The sequence below is a fragment of the Pseudonocardia sp. T1-2H genome (assembly GCF_038039215.1).
Lineage (GTDB): Bacteria > Actinomycetota > Actinomycetes > Mycobacteriales > Pseudonocardiaceae > Pseudonocardia.
Window position 1 is genome coordinate 4,076,597 of the sequence record NZ_JBBPCL010000001.1, and the last position, 14,547, is coordinate 4,091,143.

General features: G+C 75.8%; 11 protein-coding genes, 2 pseudogenes and 1 riboswitch. Of the genes and pseudogenes, 3 read left to right on the forward strand and 10 right to left on the reverse strand.

All coding sequences use genetic code 11. The annotated features are described in order from the left end of the window. Window positions 1–33: 33 nt before the first annotated feature. A complete protein-coding gene (locus WBK50_RS20000; protein WP_445942376.1) occupies window positions 34–1,371 on the forward strand; it encodes a DNA polymerase IV in 1,338 nt (445 codons plus the stop codon). Between the two features lie 52 nt (window positions 1,372–1,423). Here WBK50_RS20000 and WBK50_RS20005 read toward each other — a convergent pair whose 3' ends face one another. From WBK50_RS20005 to WBK50_RS20045, 9 genes and pseudogenes are all read right to left on the reverse strand, one after another. After that, complete coding sequence (locus WBK50_RS20005) at window positions 1,424–1,936, reverse strand: hypothetical protein (RefSeq protein ID WP_341337063.1); 513 nt, start codon at window positions 1,934–1,936, stop codon at window positions 1,424–1,426. 70 nt (window positions 1,937–2,006) lie between these two features. Further along, on the reverse strand, window positions 2,007–3,737 hold the full coding sequence (gene cobT, locus WBK50_RS20010; RefSeq protein ID WP_341337064.1) for a nicotinate-nucleotide--dimethylbenzimidazole phosphoribosyltransferase: 1,731 nt from the start codon (window positions 3,735–3,737) through the stop codon (window positions 2,007–2,009). Further along, entirely contained in the window at window positions 3,734–4,129 is a 396-nt protein-coding gene (locus WBK50_RS20015) for an SAM-dependent methyltransferase (protein ID WP_341337065.1), read from the reverse strand. The genes cobT and WBK50_RS20015 overlap by 4 nt, the downstream gene beginning before the upstream one ends. Window positions 4,130–4,160: 31 nt before the next feature. Next, a riboswitch (cobalamin riboswitch) is annotated at window positions 4,161–4,354 on the reverse strand. Window positions 4,355–4,364: 10 nt separating this feature from the next. Further along, entirely contained in the window at window positions 4,365–5,576 is a 1,212-nt protein-coding gene (cobA, locus tag WBK50_RS20020) for a uroporphyrinogen-III C-methyltransferase (protein ID WP_341337066.1), read from the reverse strand. Between the two features lie 295 nt (window positions 5,577–5,871). Beyond that, window positions 5,872–6,270 (reverse strand): cobalamin biosynthesis protein, encoded by a 399-nt coding sequence (locus WBK50_RS20025; protein WP_341337067.1) that lies wholly within the window; start codon window positions 6,268–6,270, stop codon window positions 5,872–5,874. Then, window positions 6,267–7,597 (reverse strand): annotated as a pseudogene (locus WBK50_RS20030) (cobyrinate a,c-diamide synthase). Before WBK50_RS20030 ends, WBK50_RS20025 begins: the two are co-directional and overlap by 4 nt. After that, entirely contained in the window at window positions 7,591–8,205 is a 615-nt protein-coding gene (cobO, locus tag WBK50_RS20035; RefSeq protein WP_341337068.1) for a cob(I)yrinic acid a,c-diamide adenosyltransferase, read from the reverse strand. Before cobO ends, WBK50_RS20030 begins: the two are co-directional and overlap by 7 nt. A gap of 54 nt (window positions 8,206–8,259) precedes the next feature. Further along, window positions 8,260–10,351: pseudogene (locus WBK50_RS20040) on the reverse strand (putative cobaltochelatase). Beyond that, the gene (locus tag WBK50_RS20045) at window positions 10,348–11,880 is read right to left on the reverse strand and encodes a cobyric acid synthase (RefSeq protein ID WP_341337069.1); all 1,533 of its coding nucleotides are present in this window, start codon (window positions 11,878–11,880) and stop codon (window positions 10,348–10,350) included. The pseudogene WBK50_RS20040 and the gene WBK50_RS20045 overlap by 4 nt, the downstream one beginning before the upstream one ends. 114 nt (window positions 11,881–11,994) lie before the next feature. Between WBK50_RS20045 and WBK50_RS20050 the strand changes: the two genes are divergently transcribed. Continuing rightward, window positions 11,995–12,843, forward strand: a complete 849-nt coding sequence (locus WBK50_RS20050; RefSeq protein ID WP_341337070.1) for an SURF1 family cytochrome oxidase biogenesis protein — start codon at window positions 11,995–11,997, stop codon at window positions 12,841–12,843. 9 nt (window positions 12,844–12,852) lie between these two features. Here the strand turns inward: WBK50_RS20050 and WBK50_RS20055 are convergent, their stop codons facing one another. Further along, on the reverse strand, window positions 12,853–13,779 hold the full coding sequence (locus WBK50_RS20055) for a cobalamin biosynthesis protein (RefSeq protein ID WP_341337071.1): 927 nt from the start codon (window positions 13,777–13,779) through the stop codon (window positions 12,853–12,855). Between the two features lie 117 nt (window positions 13,780–13,896). On the opposite strand from WBK50_RS20055, the gene WBK50_RS20060 reads away from it, so the two are divergent. Further along, window positions 13,897–14,535 (forward strand): flavin reductase family protein, encoded by a 639-nt coding sequence (locus WBK50_RS20060; RefSeq protein ID WP_341337072.1) that lies wholly within the window; start codon window positions 13,897–13,899, stop codon window positions 14,533–14,535. The last annotated feature ends 12 nt before the right edge of the window (window positions 14,536–14,547 follow it).

The window sequence follows — 14,547 nt, forward strand, 5'->3', positions numbered from 1 at the left end:
AATGGGTCCGTGCGGTGGGTGTTGCATCTCGACATGGACGCGTTCTTCGCGTCGGTCGAGCAGCTGACCCGCCCGACGCTCGCGGAGCGGCCCGTCCTCGTCGGCGGCACCGGCGGGCGCGGCGTCGTCGCCGGAGCGAGCTACCAGGCGCGGGTGTTCGGGGTGCGCTCGGCGATGCCGATGGGCCAGGCCCGGCGGCGCTGCCCGCACGCCACCGTCCTCCCGTCCCGGTTCGAGCTCTACAAGACGATCTCCGGCGAGGTCATGGCCGTCCTCGGCGAGGCCGCCCCGGTGCTCGAGCCGGTGTCCCTGGACGAGGCGTTCCTGGAGCCTCCCGCCCTGGTCGGGGCCTCACCGGCGGAGGTGCGCGAGTTCGGCACGGCGCTGCGGGCGGCGGTGCGCGAGCGGACCGGGCTGCCCGCGTCCGTCGGGGCGGGCTCGGGCAAGCAGGTCGCCAAGATCGCGTCCGAGCTGGCGAAGCCGGACGGGCTGCGGGTCGTCGCGGCCGAGGAGGAACGCGCGGTGCTCGACCCGCTGCCGGTGCGGTCACTCTGGGGCATCGGGCCGGTGGCCGAGGCGTCGCTGCGCAAGGTCGGCGTCGAGACGATCGGTGGCCTCGCGGCGATGGACCTGCGCGAGGTCACGGGCGTGCTCGGCTCCGCGGTGGGCACCGAGCTGCACCGGCTCGCCCGCGGGATCGACGAGCGGCCGGTCGCGCCGCGCGGCGCCGCCAAGCAGATCAGCGCGGAGACCACCTTCGAGCACGACCTGACGGCGATGCGCGACGTCCTGCACCATGTCGCCCGGATGACGGCGGCGGCGCACCGCAGGCTGGTCGTCGACGGGCGGGCGGCGCGCACGGTCACGGTGAAGGCCCGCAACGCGGACTTCACCACCGCCAGCCGCTCGGAGACCACGGCCTACGCCAGCACGGACCTGGGCGCGCTCACCGCCGTCGCGCAGCGGCTGGCCGAGGCCGCGGTGCCCGAGGGCGGTGTCCGGCTGGTCGGGGTGTCGCTGTCCGGGCTGGGCGAGACTCCCCCGCCGACGCTGTTCGAGGCGCTCCCGGCGTTCGAGGGGCCGCCGGTGAACGACCCGGACGAGGCCGGGGACGTGCCGGTGACCGTCGACGAGCCCGGGGTGGCGCCCGGCGGGCGGCACGCCCCGCCGGATCCGGACGCGCCCTGGCGGGCGGGCGACGACGTGGCGCACGCCGAGTACGGGCACGGCTGGGTGCAGGGCGCCGGGCACGGCCGGGTCACCGTCCGGTTCGAGACGCGGGCCACGGGGCCGGGGCCGGCCCGGACGTTCGCGTCGGACGATCCCGCGCTGAGCCGGGCGGACCCGCACGCGAGCTGGCGGACGGACTGAGCTCGTCGGCCCGACCGGCCGCAAACCGCGGCGGCGCCCGGACCGGCGAGGCTCAGGCGGAGAGGCGTCCGTCGAGCCGTTCCCCCGCCGGCACGGCCTCGGTGCTCCGCGGAACGGGCAGCGGGATCGCCGGTGTGGGCCCGGTGATCTCCGCGGCCACGGCGGCGAGCCGCGAGCCGTCGCACCAGGGTGCCCCCACCCGCAGCGTCGTGAGCGCGAGCGCCACGCCCGAGGCCGAGGCGATCGCGCCGCAGCGTTCGAGCAGCTCGGCCCGGGCCCGGTCCCCGGCGCACCAGGCGGTGGCGAGGGTCCGCGCGAGCCGGACGAAGCCCTGCAGGTCCGCGGTCTCGCCAGGGACCGACGAGGGCAGCAGGGAGGGCTCCCGCAGCCAGACCCGGCCGTCGCAGCCGATCACGACCGCCGCGGGCCCGACGGCACCGTGCACCGTGCCGTCCGCCTGCCGCGCCAGCAGATCCCGCCCGACCGCACGCAGCACGACCGCGGCCTCACCCGCACCGAGCACCGGCCCCCGGGCCAGCAGGCGCTCGAGCACCACACCGTTCATGACCGATCTCCCTCGCCTTCGAGAGGTTCTCGAACGTCCGAGGTGAGATGTTACCGGGCGGTATGGGAGGTCAGGCGTCCTTGTCCGCGACGCCCGCCGCGTCGAAGGTCGCGACGTCCGCGAGCGCCCGCGCCGCGCCCTGCACGACGGGCAGCGCGAGCAGGGCGCCCGTGCCCTCGCCCAGGCGCATCCCGAGGTCGAGCAGCGGGGTGAGCCCGAGGTGCGCGGTGGCGAGCCGGTGGCCGGGCTCGGCAGACCTGTGACCGGCGACACAGTAGCCGATCGAGTGCGGCGCGAGGACCGAGGCGACGAGTGCCGCCGCGCCGGCGTTGACGCCGTCGAGGATCACCGGGACCCGCAGCGCCGCGCCGCCCAGGATCAGCCCGGCGAGGCCCGCGTGCTCGAGCCCACCGAACGCGGCGAGCAGCCCCATCCCGTCGGTGGGGTCCGGGCCGTGTCGTTCCAGGGCCCGGCGCACGACGTCGGTCTTGCGGGTGAGCGTCTCGTCGTCGATCCCGGTGCCGCGGCCGGTCGCCTCGGCGGGATCGGCGCCGGTGACCGTGCAGATCAGCGCGGCCGCGGCGGTGGTGTTCGCGATGCCCATGTCCCCGGTGACGAGGCAGCGGTTGCCCGCGGCGACGAGGTCCCGGGCGGTCTCGATGCCGGCCTCGACGGCCTGTCGCGCCTGCTCGCGGGTCAGCGCCGGGCCTGCCGTCATGTCCGCGGTGCCCCGGGCGACCTTGCGCGGCAGCAGGCCGGGCACGGGGTCCAGGTCCGCGGCCACCCCGACGTCGACGACGCAGACCTCGGCCCCGAGCTGCCGCGCGAACGCGTTCACGACGGCCCCGCCGGCCAGGAAGTTCGCCACCATCTGCCCGGTGACCTCCTGTGGCCACGGCGTGACGCCCTGGGCGTGGACGCCGTGGTCCCCGGCGAACACGGCGACGGCCGCGGGCTCCGGAACGGGCGGCGGGCAGCTGCCCGCGATCCCCGCGAGGTCGACGGCCAGGTCCTCGACCCTGCCGAGCGAGCCGCGCGGCTTGGTCATCCGGTCCAGTCGGTCCCGGGCCGCCGCGCGCGCCTCGGCGTCCGGCGGCCGGATCGCGGCGACCGTCTCCTCGAGCAGGTCCACCGGCTCCTCGCCGGGCAGCGCACGGTGCCCGAAGCGCTCCGAGTGCACCGCCCAGGCCAGCGGGCGGCGCCGCGCCCAGCCGGCCGTCGCGAGCTCGGGCTCGTCCGGGAACTCGCGGACGTGCCCGAGGCACAGGTACGCGATGACGTCGAGGTGCGCCGGGATGCCGAGCAGCGTGCGCAGCTCGCCGAGCCCGGCGTCGTCGAAGAAGCTGACCCAGCCGACCCCGAGGCCCTCGGCCCGCGCGGCGAGCCACAGGTTCTGCACGGCGAGCGCCGCGGAGTACGGGCCCATCGTCGGCTGGGTGAAGCGGCCGAGGGTGTGCCGGCCGCCGCGCGTCGGGTCGCAGGTGACGACGACGTTGACCGGGGTGTCCAGGATCGCCTCGATCTTCACCGTGCGGAACGCCTCGGCGCGGGCCCGGGGCAGCGACGCGGCGTAGGCGTCGCGCTGGGCGGCGACGAGGGCGTGCACCCGCTCGCGGACGCCGCGGTCCCGGACGAGCAGGAAGTCCCAGGGCTGGGAGAAGCCGACGCTCGGGGCGGCGTGCGCGGCCTGCAGCACCCGGTGCAGGGCCGCGTCGTCGACCGGCTCGTCGGGGAGGAACCCGGTGCGGACGTCGCGGCGGCCGTTGACGACGTCGTAGAAGTTCGGCACGTCGGCGGTCACCAGGGCAGCGGGGTCAGGCGCGGGGGCACGATGGACACCCCGGGGACGGTACGGACCGTGAGCCCGGGGACCGCGACCCGCAGGCCGTCCGCGACCGCGGTGAACGCCGGATGGTCCGCCGGGTCGCCGGGGACGGCGAGCACGGCCGTCGAGCCGGGGCTCAGGCGGAACCAGTCCTCGATCACCGGCACCGACCCGGCGAGACCGGTAATACGCTCGACCCGCCAGGCCTCGGTGTAGAAGAAGAGCGTCGACTCCGCCGGCACCGCCGGGACGAACACGACGTCCGCCGCGGCCAGCACGTCCGCCGCCTCCGGGGCGAGCGACTCGGGCTCCCCGGGTCCGACGCCCAGCACCACCAACACAGCATTGTTCCGACCGTCGCCGGTCATCCTGGCCTCCTCGAGGGTCCGCGCCCTCCTCCGTCGACACCGTGCGACGGCCGGAGTGTCCTGGCTCCCGGATCGGCGTCTCGTCCCCGGCCTTCCCGCCGGTGTTGCGGCAGTGGCCACGCAGGTGGGGACGCACTCCCCGGTGACAGTGGCGGGACCGCCCCGGACTCGCACCGGGTTCCTCCACTGCCGTCGTGCGTCGAGACCATCACGCGGACGGCCCGGGGTCAAGCCGTCAGGCCCCCGCGGTGAGCCCCGCCACCGGCCCGATGACCACGATCGCGGGCGGGCTGATCTCGTGCTCCGCGACCTGCTGCGCCACGGTGGCGAGCGTCGCCCGGACCGTCCGCTGGATGCGCGTGGTGCCGTCCTGGATCACCGCGACCGGGGTGTCCGCGGGGCGCCCGTGCTCCACCAGTGACGCCGCGAAGAGCCCGATCCGCTCGACCGCCATCATCAGCACGACCGTGCCCTTCATCCGGCCGAGAGCGGGCCAGTCCACGAGGCTGCGCGGGTCGTCCGGGGCGACGTGCCCGGACACCACGACAATCTCGTGCGCGACGCCGCGGTGGCTGACCGGGATCCCGGCGACGGCCGGCGCGGCGAACGCGCTGGTGATGCCGGGGACGACCGTGACGGGCACCCCGGCCTCGCTGCAGGCGATGACCTCCTCGAAGCCGCGGCCGTAGACGAACGGGTCCCCGCCCTTGAGCCGGACGACGAACCTCCCGGCCCTGGCGTGCTCGACCAGCAGCTCGTTGATCCGCTGCTGGGCCATCGCGCGGCCGTAGGGGATCTTGGAGGCGTCGATGACCTCGACGTGCGGGCCCAGCTCGTCGAGCAGGTCCCGCGGGCCGAGCCGGTCCGCGACGACGACGTCCGCGCGGGACAGCAGCCGCCGGCCGCGGACGGTGATCAGCTCCGGGTCGCCGGGGCCGCCGCCGACCAGCGCGACGCCGGGCAGCACCGGGTCCGCGGAGTCGTTCACGACCCCGGACTGCAGCGCCTCGACCAGCGCGGTGCGCACGACGGACGAGCGGCGGTGCCGGCCGCGGGCGAGGACGCCGACGGTCAGCCCGTCGAACTCGCCGGTGGCGGGGGTGACGGCGGTGCCCTTCGACCCGTCGTCCGCGCGGACGCAGAAGATCCGGTTGCGCTCGGCCTCCGCGCCGACGGCCAGGTTCACCGTCGGGTCGTTCGTGCAGGCGACGACGTACCAGGCGCCGTCGAGGTCCCCGACCTCGTAGCGGCGCTCGGTCCAGGTGAGCTCCCGGGCGGACGCCATGCCCTCGACCGCCGGGGTGACCTCGGGCGACACGACCTCGACGACGGCGCCGGCCGCGATCAGCCGGGTGACGCGGCGTTGCGCGACCTGCCCACCCCCGACCACGACGACGCGGCGTCCGGCCAGGTCGAGGCCGACGAGGTACTGGTCGTGCTCGCTCACATCAGGTCCTTCCCGGGTGTCCACGCCCGGTTCGCGGGGGATGTCTCCGCCGGTGCGGGGGTCCGACTCCCGGATGCGCCCCTCGGTGGGCGCCCGGTCACGGTGGCGGGACCGTCCCGGTGTCGCACCGGGTTCCGCCGCGCCGACTGGGGAGATTCTATCGGCGCTGCTCCGGTGGCCGGAACCCGAACGGCGGAGCGGAAGGAGTGAGCCCGCTGACGTGCCCCGCCCGCTCATGATCACTACGCCGGACCGGTTCCGGCCGCAGGTGGCCGGTACCGGTCCCTCGCGCCGATCATCGCCCGGCGACCGCGACGGCGACCGTCACCCCGTCGCCCCTCGTCTTGGGCACCACCAGCACGGCCCCGGCACCGGCCGTGACCAGCGCGGCGGCCTCGGCGACGCTGGGCGTCCCGACCGCCTCCTCGACCCGTCCGCTGGGCGAGGGCACGACGCAGGCGGCGAGGAGCGGCGCGGGGTGCAGCCGCAGCACCGCCGGCGCGATCGCCTCCCGGATCCCCGGCTCGTCCTTGCCCTCGACGCTCGCGAACAGCGCGTCCCGCAGATCCAGCCCGTACTCGCCCGCGACCTGCTCCAGCACCGCCCGCACCGCCGCCGCGCTCACCCCCCGCCGCGCCCCGATCCCCACCACCTGTGCGCGGCGTTTCGCGCTAGAACGCGAATCGCCGCTCACGACCCCACCTGAGCTGCGGCGACGAACCTCGCGACGGCACCGGGGTTGCCGGCGGGATGCGTGTGCAGGAACGACGCGTGGGCCCCGCCGTGGACGAAGCCCTCCGGTTCGGCGCCCCGCCAGCCCCAGGCCGGCCGCTCGCCGGCGCGGGGCGTGACCGCGCAGTGGTGGAACTCGTGCCCGCTCACCCGCTCGCCCGCCGCGAACAGCGCGGACCCGGTGAGCGCGACGGCCTCGCGGTAGCCGAGCGTCAGCCGTCCGGTCATCGCGGCGGAGGCCGGCAGGACGTCGCACATCTCGACGCCGTCGAGGTCCCGGCACAGGTAGAGCAGGCCGCCGCACTCCGCGTGGATCGGCGCGCCCGTCGCGGCGAGCTCGCGGATCGCGGTGCGCAGCGGGGCGTTCCCCCGAGCGCGACGACGTGCTCCTCCGGGAACCCGCCGGGCAGGACCAGCGCGGACGTGCCGTCGGGGAGCTTCTCGTCCCGCAGCGGATCGACGAGGACGACGTCGGCCCCCGCCGCGTCCAGCAGCTCGACGTGCTCGGCGTACCCGAAGCTGAACGCCGCCCCACCGGCCATCGCCACGACCGGGCGGCGGCCCTGCGGTTCACCGGTTCCCGGTGACCACACCTCGCCGCCCGGGAGCGGCTCGGCCACCGCGAGCACCGCGTCGAGGTCGACGTGCTCGGCCACCAGCTCGGCCATCGCGTCCACCGCCGACGTCGCGGCGACCCCGTGCTCCGCGGCGGTCACGAGGCCCAGGTGCCGGGACGGGACCGCCAGCTCCGTGCGCCGGGGCAGTACGCCGAGGACCGGGAGCCCGACCTCGGCGCAGGCGGCACGCAGGACCTCGGCGTGCCGCTCGCTCCCGACCCGGTTCAGCACCACCCCGGCGATCCGGACGGTCGGGTCGAACGAGCGGAACCCGTGCAGCAACGCCGCGACGCTGCGCGACTGCCCCTTGCAGTCCACGACCAGCACCACCGGCGCCCCGACCATCGCCGCGACCTGCGCCGTCGAGCCGTAGCCGTCGGAGACCCGGCCGTCGAAGAGCCCCATGACGCCCTCGATCACCGCGATCTCCGCCCCGCGCGCGCCGTGCCGGACGAGCGGCCCGATCCGCTGCTCCCCGACGAGCACGGGATCGAGGTTCCGCCCCGGGCGGCCGGCGGCGAGGGTGTGGTAGCCGGGGTCGATGTAGTCCGGCCCGATCTTGAACGGCGCGACGGCGGTGCCGCGGCGGGCGAGGGCGGCCATCAGCCCGGTGGCCACGGTGGTCTTCCCCGAGCCGGAGGCCGGCGCGGCGATGACCACGGCTCTCACCACTCGATCCCCCGCTGGCCCTTCTGCCCGGCGTCCATCGGGTGCTTGATCTTCGTCGTCTCCATGACCAGATCCGCGGCCTCGATCAGCTCGGGCGCGGCGTCCCGCCCGGTGATGATCACGTGCTGACGGCCCTCGCGGGCGTCCAGCACCGCGACGACCTCGTGCACGTCGATCCACCCCCACTTGATCGGGTAGGTGAACTCGTCGAGCACGTAGACCTCGTGGACCTGGTTCTCGATCCGCCGCCTGATCTCCGCCCAGCCCTCGACGGCCGCGGCGGCGTGGTCCTCCTCGGTGCCGGCCTTCTTCGACCAGCTCCAGCCGGCACCCATCTTGTGCCACTCGACGGGGCCGCCCTCGCCGGTCTGCTCGTGGACGCGGCCGAGCGCGCGGAACGCCTCCTCCTCGCCGACCTTCCACTTCGCGGACTTGACGAACTGGAACACCCCGATCGACCAGCCCTGGTTCCAGCCGCGCAGCGCGAGCCCGAACGCGGCCGTGGACTTGCCCTTCATCGCGCCCGTGTGGACGACGAGGAGCGGGCGGTTGCGGCGCTGACGCGTGGTCAGGCCGTCCTGCGGCACGGTGGTCACCTGGCCCTGAGGCATGACGTTCTCCCTGGTCGGTCGGGGTCGTGAGTGCCTGGCCTCGCTAGAACGAGGCTAGGCACTCACAGCGGCGGTGAGGGACTCCGCGGTGAGGTCGTCGATGGTGAGCGGGAGGGTGCCCGCGGCCCGCGCGACCTTCCCGGCGAGCCCGAGCCGGACGAAGCCGGACTCGCAGTCGACGACGATCGTGTGTGTCCCGTCCGCGGCGAGCAGGCCCGCGGCCCGGCACGCGTCCTCGACGGGGTCGTTGCCCGGCCTGGCGGCGACCGTCGCGCGGCCGTCGGTCAGCAGGACGACGAGCGGGCGGCGCCGGGGGTCCCGGATCCGCTCCACCGCGAGGGTGCGCCGGGCGAGCAGCAGCCCGTCCGCGAGCGGGGTGCGGCCCCCGGTGCGGACGCCGGCCATCCTGACCTGCGCGGTGGGGACACTGGTCGTCGGCGGGAGGACGAGCTCGGCGCCGGACGCCCGGAACGTCACCAGCCCGACCTTGTCCCGCCGCTGGTAGGCGTCCCGCAGCAGCGCCAGCACCGCGCCGGACACCGCGGACATCCGCTTGCGCGCGGCCATCGAACCGGACGCGTCCACGACGAAGAGCACGAGGTTCCCCTCGCGGCCCTCGCGCAGGGCGGCGCGCAGGTCGGCGCGCTGCAGCAGCAGACCCGGACCGGTTCGGCCGCGGGCGCGTTGCGACGGCGCCGCGGCGGCGATCGTCGCGGCGAGGTGCAGGTCCGCGGCCTTGCGCGCCGTCTCGCCGGACGGGCGGACGATCCGGCCCGCATCGGTCCGCGCGCGGGACCGGCGGCCGGGGGCACCGGCGCCCACGCCGGGGATCTCGAACCGGCGCACGGCGACGCGGCTGAGTCTCGCGGGGGTGCCGATCGGCATCGCGGTGCCGGGGCCGTCGGCGCTCGGGCGTTCCTCCCCGGACGGGCCGCTCGGGGCGTCGGCGGGGGACGCCGAACCGTCCGAGGCGGGCGGCCGGGTCGCCTCGGACGCGCCGTTCGACGGCTCCCGGTCCGGCCCGGTGTCCCGGTCCGGCCCGGCTTCCAGGTCCGTGCCGCCCTCGGACGGGTCCGCGCCACCGCCCGGGGGCTCGGGATCCGGCTCGTCGTCACCGTCGTCCAGGTCCTCCGCGGCGTCCCGCAGGGCGTCGTCGAGGTCCTTCTCGTCGATCCCCGGCTCGTCGAACGGGTCCCGGCGGCGGCGGTGCGGAAGGGCGAGCCGGGCCGCGACCCGCACGTCCTCCTCCTCGACGGCCGGGGCACCCCGCCAGGCGGCGTGCGCGACCGCGGCCCGCGCGATCACCAGGTCCGCCCGCATGCCGTCGACGTCGAAGCGGGCGCAGACCGACGCGATCCGGCGGAGCTCCCGGTCGTCGAGCGTCACGGAACCGACCCGCTGCTGCGCCTCGGCGATCCGCGCCGCGGTCCCGGCCTCGTCGCCGGCGAAGCGCGCGGCGAAGCCGGCCGGGTCGTTCTCGAACGCCATCCGCCGCCGGACGACCTCGACGCGGGTCTCGACGTCCCGCGCGGCCCGGACCTCGACGGTCAGCCCGAACCGGTCCAGCAGCTGCGGCCGGAGCTCGCCCTCCTCCGGGTTCATCGTCCCGACCAGCAGGAACCGCGCCGCGTGCGAGACGGACACCCCGTCCCGCTCGACGTTCGCGCGGCCCATCGCGGCCGCGTCCAGCAGGAGGTCGACGAGGTGGTCGTGCAGGAGGTTGACCTCGTCGACGTAGAGCACGCCGCGGTGCGCGTCCGCGAGCAGCCCCGGCTGGTAGGCCCGGACGCCCTCGGACAGCGCCCGTTCCAGGTCCAGCGAGCCGACGAGCCGGTCCTCGGTCGCGCCGACGGGCAGCTCGACGAGCCGCGCGGCACGCGCCTCCCCGGGGGCGCCGGCGGGATGCGGACCGTCGGGGCAGGACGGATCCGGATCGGCCGGGTCGCAGCCGAACCGGCAGCCCCGCACCACGTCGAGGCCGGGCAGCAGCGCCGCGAGCGCACGGACCGCCGTCGACTTCGCGGTGCCCTTCTCCCCGGACCAGCACGCCGCCGACACCGGGGTGCACGGCGTTCAGGACGAGGGCGAGGCGCAGGTCGTCGTGGCCGACGACCGCCGAGAAGGGGAACCGCGGGGTCGTACTCACGGGCGCGACTCTGCCAGACCGGACGCCACGACCGGCAGCTCCGGAGCCGCACCGTGTCGGATCACATGTTCAAGTGAGGACGTGTCGAGGTGCTGTTCGACGAGGTCGCCGAGCAGGTCGAGCTGCCGCGCCCGCTCGTGTGCGAAGGACGTGGCCGGCGCGACCCGGAAGCCGTCCCGGCCCGCCTGCGCGGCGAGCCGGGTCAGCAGGGTCCGCCGGAAGTCGTCGTTCTCCAGCAGCCCGTGCCAGTGCGTGCCGAGCACGACACCGGCGTCCGAGCCCTCCCCGTCCAGCAGGAACGGGTCCCCGGAACGTACGACCCGGCCGTGGTGGATCTCGTACCCGCGCACGGGGTGCCCGAGGGCCGTTCCGGTCGGGTTCCCGAGGTGCTTGTCCCCGTCGAACGCGATCTCCAGGTCCAGCAGCCCGAGCCCCGGCACGTCCGCCCCGCCCGGCACCTCCACGCCGGCCGGGTCCACGATCCGTCGCCCAAGCATCTGGTACCCGCCGCAGATCCCGAGCACCGGCTTCCCCGCCGCGGCGTGCGCCAGCACCCCGTCCGCCAGCCCGGACGACCGCAGCCACGCCAGGTCGCTCACTGTCGCCTTCGAGCCGGGCAGCACGACCACGTCCGTGTCCAGCAGCCGCGACGGCTCGGTCACGTACCGCACGGCGACGCCCGGTTCGCAGGCCAGCGCCTCGGCGTCGGTGGCGTTGGAGATCCTCGGCAACCGGACGACCGCGATCCGCAGCCACTGCGCCCCGTGCGGCGGCGACGGCCGGCCCAGCACGCCGTCCGGGACCGCGGAGAGCGAGTCCTCGGCGTCCAGCCAGAGGCCGTCGGACCAGGGCACGACGCCGAGCGTCGGCCGGCCGGTCAGCGTGCGGAGGCGGTCGAGGCCCGGCGCGAGCAGGGCCGGGTCCCCGCGGAACTTGTTGATCACGAAGCCGGCGATGCGGGCCTGGTCCGCCCGGTCCAGCACCGCGACGGTCCCGAAGAGGTGGGCGAGGACGCCGCCGCGGTCGATGTCCCCCACCACCACGACGGGCAGGTCCGCGGCCTGCGCAAGCCCCATGTTCGCGATGTCGGTGGCCCGCAGGTTGATCTCCGCCGGCGAGCCGGCGCCCTCGCAGATCACCACGTCGTACCGGGAGCGCAGCTCGGCCAGCGTCTCGGTGACGACCTCGAGCAGCGCGGCCTTGCGCGAGCGGTAGGACATCGCCGACACCTGCCCGGACGCTCGCCCGCGCACCACGACCTGCGACGTCCGGTCGCTCCCCGGCTTGAGCAGCACCGGGTTGAAGGCGACGCTCGGCGCCAGCCCGCACGCGTGCGCCTGCATCGCCTGCGCCCGGCCGATCTCCCCGCCGTCGGCCGTCACCACCGAGTTGTTGCTCATGTTCTGCGCCTTGAACGGCGCGACGGACACCCCGCGGCGGACGAGCCAGCGGCAGATCCCGGCCACCAGCGCGCTCTTGCCGGCGTCGGACGTCGTTCCCGCCACCAGCAGGGCGCCCCGGAGATCCATCGGGCCAGTATCGGGTCACCGGCGCCCGAAGAGCCCCGTCGGGGTGCTCCGGATCTCGATGTCCGGGCACAGGGTCCGCGGCGCGGCCGCGGCCGGGGCGCATACCGTAGGGGCATGCGTTTCCTGCTGCGTCCGGGCTGGCTGGCCTTCATCGCGGTCGTGCTCGGGTTCGTCGCCGTCTGCTACACGGTGCTGGCGCCGTGGCAGTTCGACCGGGAGGACCAGCGGGAGGCCCAGCAGGCACAGATCGACCGCGCCCTGAACGTCGCGCCGGTGCCGGTGTCCGATCTCGTCCCCGGGGCCGCGGTTGACCCGGGCGACGAGTGGCGCCAGGTCACCCTGACCGGCGAGTACCTGCCCGAGGACGAGGCGCTGGTCCGGCTCCGGGTGGTCGACGGCAGGCCGGCCTTCGAGGTCATGACCCCGATGCGGCTCACCGACGGCCGCACCGTCGCGGTCGACCGCGGGTCGGTCGCCGCCCCGGACGGCCAGGCGATCCCGGAGTTCGCCCCCGCACCCGCCGGCACCGTCACCGTGACCGGGCGGCTGCGGGTCAACGAGACGGACACCAGCGGCCGCCCCTCCTTCGACGCCGGCGGGCACCGCCAGATCTACGCCGCGGACTCGCGGGCCCTGGCCACCGCCACCGGCGTCCAGATGGTCGACGGGTACGCGCAGCTCGTCGCCGGACAGCCCGGGGTGCTCGACGTCCTGCCGGTCGAGCCGCCGGTGAGCGGCGCGCCGTTCACGAACTTCTCCTACGCGCTGCAGTGGATCACCTTCGGCGCCATCGCCGTGGTCGCGCTCGGCCTGTTCATCCGGCTGGAACTGCTCCAGCGCCGGGGGAAGCGGGAGACCCGGACGTCGATCCGGGACGCGCTGTCCGGCCGGGACGGCGGCGTCGACGGGCCCGCGGCGAAGGTCCCCGCCCGCACCGCTCCCGAGGACGACCCGGGAGCCTGAGCCGCGTCGTCAGCCGCGTCGGGCGAGCCCGGTCGCCACGACGACCGCCACCGCGGCCGACGCCACCCCGACCAGCCGGGACAGCCGCGTCGCCCGGGCCAGGTCGGCCACCACGGGCGCCGGACCGCGCCCCAGGACCGCGCGTTCCTCGACGCCGTACGCGTACTCCGTGCGGCCGCCCAGCCGGACCCCGAGTGCGCCTGCCGCGGACGCCTCGACCGGCCCGGCGTTGGGGCTCGGGTGCCCGCCCGCGTCCCGCCGCCACGCGGCCAGCGCGTCCCGCGGACGCCCCCCGACGGCCGGCGCGGCGAGCGCGAACAGCGTGGCCGCGAGCCGGGCCGGGACCAGGTTCGCGACGTCGTCGAGGCGCGCGGAGGCCCAGCCGAACCGCAGGTGCCGGGGCGAGCGGTAGCCCACCATGGCGTCGAGGGTGTTGACCGCGCGGTACCCGAGCAACCCGGGCACGCCCGCGACCGCGCCCCAGAACAGCGGGGCGACCACGGCGTCGGACGTGTTCTCCGCCACCGACTCCAGCCCCGCCCGCGCCATCCCGTCGGAATCCAGGAGCTCGGGATCGCGGGCACAGAGGTGTGGGATCCGGGCGCGGGCGGCTGCGGCGTCCCCTGCCTCCAGGGACGCCCCGAGCGCCGCGACCTCCCGGACGAGCGACGTCCCGCCGAGCACCGCCCACGTGGCGAGCGCGGTCCCGAGCACCCGCGGCAGCACCCGCTCGACCGCGACCCCGAGCGCGACGGTGCCCCCCACCAGCGCCGCGGTGTACCCGACGCCGGCGGCGCGGGAGTCCGCGTAGACCCGTCGCTCCAGCGCCGAGGCCACCGAGCCGAACCCGGCGACCGGATGGAACCGGTGCGGATCCCCGAACACCGCGTCCGCGAGAACCCCCACGAGCAGCCCGCAGGCACGCGCACCCAGCACGCGCCCACCGTAACCACCCCGCTCGGGCACGGGTTCGCGAGCCGGCGCACAGCTTCCACCCTGTGTGCCGGCTCGCGAACCCGTGCGCGACCGCGCGCGGCACGGGAGGATCACCCCATGCGCAAGGACATCGACCCCGACGAGATGGGCCACGGCCCGTTCTACAAGGTGCTGAACTCCGTGGTGGTGCCGCGCCCGATCGCCTGGGTCTCCACCCGGTCCGCGGACGGCGTCGACAACCTGGCGCCGCACTCGTTCTTCACCGTCTCGTGCGTCGACCCGCCGATGGTGCAGTTCACCTCGGTCGGCAAGAAGGACTCGCTCCGCAACGCGACGGAGACGGGCGAGTTCGTCGTCTGCCTGGCGAACGAGCCGATGTTCGAGCGGATCAACGCCACCGGCACGGACTTCCCCGCCGAGGTCAGCGAGTTCTCCGCGGTGGGCCTGACCGGCGAGAAGAGCGCGAAGGTGACGCCGTTCCGGGTCGCCGAGTCCCCCGTCGCGCTGGAGTGCACGCTGCACCGGGCCCTCGAGCTGGGCGACTCGACCGTCGTCATCGGGCGGGTGGTGCACGCCGCGATCGACGACGACGTCTTCACCACCGACGAGCGCGGCAACAGCCTCCCGGCCGTCGAGCGGCTGCGCCCGCTGGCCCGGCTGGGCCGCAACGAGTGGTCGACGATCGGCGAGGTCCTGGACATCACCCGGATCCCCTACAAGCACTGGCCCGGGCACTACACCCCGCCCGAGGCCTGAGCTCGCCCGAAC